Origin of the sequence: Rhizobium sp. BR 317 (genome assembly GCF_047445835.1) — a bacterium.
GTDB lineage: Bacteria > Pseudomonadota > Alphaproteobacteria > Rhizobiales > Rhizobiaceae > Rhizobium > Rhizobium paranaense.
This window is the reverse complement of record NZ_JARWLB010000046.1, coordinates 1-7041: the sequence shown is the minus strand read 5'-3', so window position 1 is coordinate 7041 and position 7041 is coordinate 1. Positions and strand designations below refer to the sequence as shown.

Here is a 7041-nt window from a genome sequence, read left to right as displayed (position 1 = left end):
GTCATAGGTGACGGATGGAACCTCTTGTTCCGTCACATAGGTCCTGACTTCTCCGGGAATAACCACCGTCGTGCTGCTTTGAGCAAAAGCTGTCCCGGATGCGAAGAGTGCCGCGCTCACGGCAACGAGAATCCTTTTCATCATAACCTCCGTTGATCCAATGGAATTCCCTAACTGTCGCCGGCCGCGAAGGTTCCTGAGCAGCCGGCTTCCGCGCCTTATCGGATCACCACGCGCACCTTGAAGGACGTCCGGCTCCCCGGAAATCAGCCGGCGAGACCGACTCTTCCCTCGCATTATCCGCAGATGCGGCTGGATCATATTTTCGTCAGCGCCACCTCTGTCCTCGGCTCGAGCGTGCCTCGAAATCGTCTGAAGAACCTGGCTTCCGATCATCTTCCATTGATTACGGAAATCGGCCTTGGCGATTGATGCCGTCAGCCTGCGATGTCTGAGTTGCCGGACGCTCTATCGCCACGCGCTCTCGTTCTTCTTCTCGTAATCACTGAAGGCTTTTCTCAGCCCTCCAAGCACTTCCGCGGCGGTCTCGAACATCGCCTTGAGCTGCGGCTCGTCAACCTTTTCGATGTCCTCGCGCAAGTGATCCATTGTTTCCTTCAGTCGCGCCTGCATCTTTTGCGTATGGTGGCGCGGATCGCCATCTGCTTTCGTGACCATGACAAATCTCCTTTGTGAAATGGCATGCGCTTCGCTCGCCCGTTTCGCTTGAACTCAGAGGTCAAACTCATGCACAACGGCGCCGGTTCCCGTAGAAATGTGCGGGCTAAATGCCTTCCAAACGATGCATCAGCTCCATACCGCCACCACATGATGATTTTCGTCGACGTGACGTGGCCGAAGAGCCTGTGAGTGGCTGGACTTCGAGCGTCTTCATGCGTCCGGTCCTGCTTTCGCGGCCAAATCCTCCACTGCTTTTTCCTTCGGCAGCTCGATCGTATGAAGGATGGCCAAAGTTTCGTATGGCTTGAGTTCGATCGTCTCTTTCAGCCGCTCTACGGGCTGATAGTTGGCGATCAAGCATTGACCTTCCACCTGCAACTCGTCGGGAAGAGGAAGCGTCACCGTCTCCAACGAGAAATTTGCGAGCACGATCACGCGCTGGTCCTCGATTGTCCTTGTATAAGCGAAGACCTGCGGGTGCTGATCGAAATAGGACTGATAGGTGCCATAGACGATGACCGAATGCGTGGCGCGTAGCGCAATCAGCCGCCGGTAATAATTCCAGATCGAGCGGTCGTCATCCATGCTCTTTGCCGCGTTGATGCGGCTGAAATTGGGATTCGTCTGTATCCATGGAACACCAGTGGTGAAGCCGCCATGTTCCGCCGTGCTCCATTGCATGGGGGTTCGCGCATTGTCGCGTGCATTCTGATTGGCGACGGCGATGAACTCCTCCGATGAAAGCCCTGCCTCGACATGCAGGCGATGCATATTGAGCGTTTCGATATCCCTATATTGGTCGATGGAGGTGAAGGTGGCGTTGGTCATGCCGATCTCTTCGCCCTGATAGACGAAGGGCGTGCCTTTCAGGAAATGCAGGGCCGTTGCTAGCATCGTCGCGGATTCCCGATGGTAACCCGTGGCGTCGCCATAGGTCGAAACGGCACGCGGCAGATCGTGATTGCCCCAGAAGAGAGAGTTCCAACCGTCGTCCGACAGGGCATATTGCCATTTGCTGAGGACCGCCTTCAAACCGACGAGATCGAACGGCTTTGGCCGCCACTTGCCATAGACCTTGTCCCACTGTTGCAGGACGTGCTCGAACTGAAAGACCATGGACAATTCCCCGCGCTGCGCGCCGGAGTATAGGAGAGCTGAACCGGGCGTGGCGCTCCAGGCTTCGCCGACCGTCACGACATCGCGGTCCTTCAGGGTTTCTCGATGCATCTCCTGAATGTAGTCGTGGAGACATGGACCGTCGGCGGTGATCGCGCGATCGACATCCTTGGCGATGCGGTCGATGACATCCATACGGAAGCCGGCGATGCCGCGGTCCAGCCACCAATTCATCATCCTGTAGATTTCTTTCCGAACGCTCGGATTGTGCCAGTTGAGGTCCGGCTGACGATGGGAGAACTGATGGAAATAATATTGACCGGTCGCAGCCTCGAACGTCCAGGCCGGTCCTCCGAACACGGAGAGAAGGTCGTTCGGGAGCGTGCCGTCCTCGTTGGGAGAGCGCCAGATATAGAAATCGCGATATGGGCTGTCCTTGGAAGCGCGGGCATCGAGGAACCAGGGGTGCTCATCGGACGTGTGGTTGACGACAAGATCGAGAATGATGCCGATCTCTCGTTTCTTTGCTTCCGCAAGCGTCCCGAACTCCGGCGCGATATCCTGATAGTCCGAGATGTCGTAGCCATTGTCGTCCATTGGCGAGTTGTAGATCGGCGAAAGCCATATCAATCCAATTCCCAGGGAGTGGAGATAATCGAGCCGGGACGTTATGCCCGGAATGTCGCCGATGCCGTCTCCGTTGCTGTCGAAGAAGCTACGTGGATAGATCTGATAGGCCGTCTTGGCATGCCACCATTCGGCGGCTGGTTTGGCGGTCATGTGAGCCTCTCGGATTGTCGCGGTTGGCCGCGTTCCTTCTCCGGCGCGTCATCTCAGCGCCTTCAGCGGCATAAGTCAGGTCAGAACCGCCGCCGCGCGCATAGGTTCCACGCCGAACTTGCCATTCTCCCGTTTTTGAGGGCGAAGTTCATGACTCGGCGGATGGATTGCTGCGAAACCAGCGATATCCATAGGCATCAAGCTCGATCGTGTTACCTCTGCCTTTTTTCCTCGGATAGACCCTGTTACCCAGCAATTCGGCATGTTGTTCCATCTCGTCATCGCCGAGATCCAGCTTCACGCGGCAATTTCGGGATGCAAGGTTGTGAAGGACCAGGACCGTGCCTTGCTCCCAGGCAAATCTCTGGGCGAAAACCGCTGGATTATGCGTTTCAAGGCAGCTCCATTTGCCCCAGCCAACTTCCGGACAGGATTGCCGCGTGTCGACAAGCCGCCGGACCCAGTTGAGTAAGGATTTCGGATCGCGCTGCTGCGCTTCGACGTTGATCTTCTCGGCTCGGTGATCGCCGGTCATGATGACCGGGTGGATAAGATATTCTTCCGCGCAAGTGGAGAAACCGGCATTTTCGTCGTCGGACCATTGCATGCAGGTGCGCACGGGCCAGCGTTCCGGCAGGCAAAGGTCGTCGCCAAGCCCGAGCTCGTCGCCATAGTAGATGACGGGTATGCCGGGAAGGCTGAACATCAGGCTGAATGCCATTTCGATCCTCTTGCGTTCATTGCGGAGCATCGGCGCAAGCCGGCGGCGAATGCCGCGGGAATAAAGGCGCATGTCGGCGTCGGGGGCAAAGATCGTATAGACCTCGTCCCGCTCCTTCTCTGTMAGACGGCCGAGATCGAGTTCATCGTGATTGCGCAGGAACTGTACCCATTGGCAAAGCTGCGGCAGTTTCGGGAGCCGGGTGAGGCCCCGGGCAAGAGGGGCGGCGGAATTGGTTGCCAGGGCCAGAAACAGATATTGATTGACAAGAAAAGCAAAGAGCATGTGCAGGCGGGAACCACCGCCGAAGAATTGTTGCATCTCCTTCGGAGGCACATTTGCTTCGGCAATCAGGACGGCGTCGCCGCGCCGCCAGGATAGAAAGTCGCGCAACTCGCCGAAAAACTCATAGTGCCGTGATGCAGCTCTATTGGGGCGGACTTCCTCGACCAGGAACGGCGCTGCATCTATCCGAAATCCCGATACGCCAAGTTCGAGCCAAAAGCCGACGATCTTGAAAATCTCTTGCCGGACTGCGGGGTTACAGATGTTGAGATCCGGCTGGTGCGGATAGAAGCGATGAAAATACCAAGCCCTTGCCAGCGGATCATAGGTCCATACACTTGATTGGTGACCGGGAAAGGCCATGCCGTGATTGACGTTTGCTGGCTTGGCTTTGGACCAGTTGTAGTAGTCGCGGAAAGGCGAGCGGGGATCGGTGCGCGCCTGTTGAAACCAGGGGTGCTGCTCGGACGTATGATTGATCGGCAGATCGATGATAAGCTTCAGTCCGCGCAACCGCGCCTGATGGCTGAACTCCACAAAATCGCCAAGCGTTCCGAGCTCCGGGGCGATGTTGTAGTAGTCGGTAACATCGTAGCCGTAGTCCATACCGGGGCTGGGATAAAATGGCAGCAACCACAGGCAGGTGACACCGAGCCGTGCGATATAGTCGAGTTGATCGGTTAGGCCTTTGAAGTCGCCAATTCCGTCGCCGTCACTGTCCATGAACGTGCCGACATTGAGGCTGTAGACGACGGAATTCTTGTACCAGAGATCAATCACGTTCGGGCGTCCAACATTGGGCGGCATGCCGCCGAGCGAGCGCCCTATGCCAGATCTTTTGGTCACGCGTGCGTGGTCCCGAAGTCGCTGGTCGCGCTGTGCGTCATTCGACCGCCGGCATATGCTGAGGTCGTTGATGTAAACCGTATCGAGTGGCAAAAGTTCCGGGGAGCGCGTCGACGCTTACGGAAGACCGATCGTTTCGTCGCTACGGGGTGCTCAAAGGTCAATGAATAGCTCGGCCTTCACCGGAGCCAGGCATCTTTGGAATAGGTGCCGGGGTTCTGCCCTTGCGTTCGTTCGATGCGTTGTTCCGGCGGAATGAAGCGACGATCGTTATACATGGACAGATAGCCCGAATGCACAGGCTTTGCTAAGCTTCGCGACTTGAAATAGGCGAATGCAATGCAGGGATTGCCGCCGGCGACGGGTTCCAGCTCGATCAATCCGCGGAAATGTCCAGGTTTGCCGATCGATTCCAGTAGATCGAGATTTCGCAAAGTCCGATCGTGGACTTCATAAAGCTCGCCTTTCACGGCCGTACCGTTTCCCGGCTCGTCAAACATCATGGGAGCAAACCAGCGACCGGCGATCAGCATGGGGTAGGGTTTCCGCGTTTTGAAGAGGCCGCGGTAGTCTGCTCGGTCCAATCCCCGCTCATGCAGGGCAAATCCCTTCTTCAGCGTCCCGAAGGCAAACAGGCGAATAACCGCTGGCATGCTCATCCTCTCAGAAATCTGTCGTCTTGTTCCCGAATGGTATCAAGGTCGCGCCGATACTTATCGGTATCGCCGCCGATCCGCTGCTGTTGCCAAAGGTTGTCCTCGAGGTCGGCCTTCTTAACGGGTCTTGCCATGGCATTTGCGATCGCGCGGTGGACAAAGGCATTTTCATCCTCGTCTGCGTGTTTGGTGAGGGCGTCGACGGCTGAGAGGACCGAGGGAGAAAAGCCTTCCTGCCGGAGGCGATCGATGGTCCAGCCGGGTCCCTTTTCGACAACATCGTGCAGATATGCCACGATCTTCTCGTTCTCACCCGAAACCGCCAGCGCCACGCGACGACAATGCTCGACATAAGGATTGCCGAGCTTATCAGCCTGACCCGCATGTGCTTCGGTCGCGATTTTCATGGCGTGGTCCAGCGGGTCGGTCGATAGCATCGTGGTCCCTCGTCGGTCGCCGCATGGAACCGCGGCGTACCCAAGATTGAGCGTCACGGTTCACGTTTCGAGCGATCAAGCTGAACGATGGAAACGGCCGGAAGTTCCCTATGCGGCCGGTGAGATTTCTTGTGCCAAGCAGGAACAAGGCCAGGATCAAACCCGTTTTAAAAAATGCCGGACAGGTGCACGCCTCCGGACGGAAATAAACGGAACAATCGTATGCGTTAGTGAAAGGGAATATCGTGACGGATATTTCGCGACACCATCGATTGCGGGCTGAAATAGAGGCGCTTATGCCGGCGCTTCGATCATCGGCGGAGGCGATCTGCCGGGATCCTGCCGACGCGGAGGATCTCGTGCAGGAGACCGTGGCGAGAACCCTCGCAAACCTCAATCAGTTCACCGACGACATGTCGCTGGAGTCCTGGATGTTTGCGGATCTGTACGACAGCTTTCGGCGGAAATTCGATCTTTTCACGCAATGGTTTTGAAGGAAATAAAGGCTGCTTCCCGGAAGAAGCCCCCCACAAACCTCAGAGGATTGATGGAAAATGCCGCACCCTTTCCGGGAAGGGCTGGTCAAAACGGTCGTCAAGAATCCTGTGGTCGCGGGCCAAAAAGGGCTCGTGCAATATGCTCTATCTCGATCGGCTTTTCGCAAAAAACGAAGCCGGTAAAACGAGTGGGAATTATCGACGGATCATAACTGGTCGCAAAGACATACGGGATTTTAAGTTCATTCAATCTCTCGGCCACGGGAAAGACCATTTCGCCGTCGAGATGGACATCGAGGATCGCCGCATCGACATCTTCGTCCTGGATCAGATCGAGAGCTTGGTCGACCCTTGCTGTCGGTCCGACGACGATAGCTCCAAGCTTTACCAACTGGCGGTGCGCCTCGTTTGCAAGAAGATACTCGTCTTCCACGATCAAAACCCGTCGGCCGGAAAAGAAATGGCTGTAGCTCTCGTTCATCTTACCGGACTAGGGCTGTTTGCTGGGCGTCGACAAAAATGATCGCGGCCGCCCTAAGATCGTGGGCTATGGCGGCTAGAATGGTTCTCAGGGGACCGGACGATTCTGCCGATCCGCCGATGACGATGAGATCGCTATTGGCCCTCACATGAAAGAGGAACCAGCGGCGGCTGACTTTGTTCCCTTCGTAACGAGCGGATCCGGCAGGCCATTGCTGCGAGGGGCGGAGAACGCGTGGTCAGTTCATCCCTGCGCGTCTCGGCCTTGGGATACTCGCCGTCGCCTAAATCGTCCTAGCTTGCCGATGAAACCTTGGAAGGCTTGGGAACTGATTGGCACGGAACGCCGAAGAATTTTAACAATCTGCAGGGAACAAGCTGAAGGCAGGGCCGTTTGTCACTGGATGCGAAAAACGCTTGAGGAGGTTTGACGGGGTTCAGGTGCTATCGCGGCAACTCGTTCAATAAATTGTTGGAATGATCCGACCCGGCATCCGCAAGGTGCCGAGCCGGTAACCGTTTGCACTTGCGGGGCGATGCAA

At 56.5% G+C, this 7041-nt stretch carries 7 protein-coding genes; 1 reads left to right on the top strand and 6 read right to left on the bottom strand.

Annotated features, from left to right (window positions below; genetic code table 11):
- Positions 1–468: 468 nt before the first annotated feature.
- From QD357_RS31060 to QD357_RS31040, 5 genes are all read right to left on the bottom strand, one after another.
- A complete protein-coding gene (locus QD357_RS31060) occupies positions 469–678 on the bottom strand; it encodes a hypothetical protein (protein ID WP_414125827.1) in 210 nt (69 codons plus the stop codon).
- A gap of 213 nt (positions 679–891) precedes the next feature.
- Positions 892–2577 (bottom strand): glycoside hydrolase family 13 protein, encoded by a 1686-nt coding sequence (locus tag QD357_RS31055; protein WP_414125826.1) that lies wholly within the window; start codon positions 2575–2577, stop codon positions 892–894.
- A gap of 148 nt (positions 2578–2725) precedes the next feature.
- Positions 2726–4390 carry an alpha-amylase family protein gene (locus QD357_RS31050; RefSeq protein WP_414125828.1) on the bottom strand — a complete coding sequence of 555 codons (1665 nt, stop codon included), beginning with the start codon at positions 4388–4390 and terminating at the stop codon, positions 2726–2728.
- 218 nt (positions 4391–4608) lie between these two features.
- Positions 4609–5082: a gamma-glutamylcyclotransferase family protein gene (locus tag QD357_RS31045; RefSeq protein WP_246451675.1), complete on the bottom strand. Its 474-nt coding sequence runs from the start codon at positions 5080–5082 to the stop codon at positions 4609–4611.
- 2 nt (positions 5083–5084) lie between these two features.
- The gene (locus QD357_RS31040) at positions 5085–5522 is read right to left on the bottom strand and encodes an HD domain-containing protein (protein ID WP_183941251.1); all 438 of its coding nucleotides are present in this window, start codon (positions 5520–5522) and stop codon (positions 5085–5087) included.
- A gap of 245 nt (positions 5523–5767) precedes the next feature.
- Between QD357_RS31040 and QD357_RS31035 the strand changes: the two genes are divergently transcribed.
- Positions 5768–6016 carry a sigma factor gene (locus QD357_RS31035; RefSeq protein WP_183941253.1) on the top strand — a complete coding sequence of 83 codons (249 nt, stop codon included), beginning with the start codon at positions 5768–5770 and terminating at the stop codon, positions 6014–6016.
- 100 nt (positions 6017–6116) lie between these two features.
- Here the strand turns inward: QD357_RS31035 and QD357_RS31030 are convergent, their stop codons facing one another.
- Entirely contained in the window at positions 6117–6500 is a 384-nt protein-coding gene (locus QD357_RS31030) for a response regulator (protein ID WP_183941255.1), read from the bottom strand.
- Positions 6501–7041: the final 541 nt, after the last annotated feature.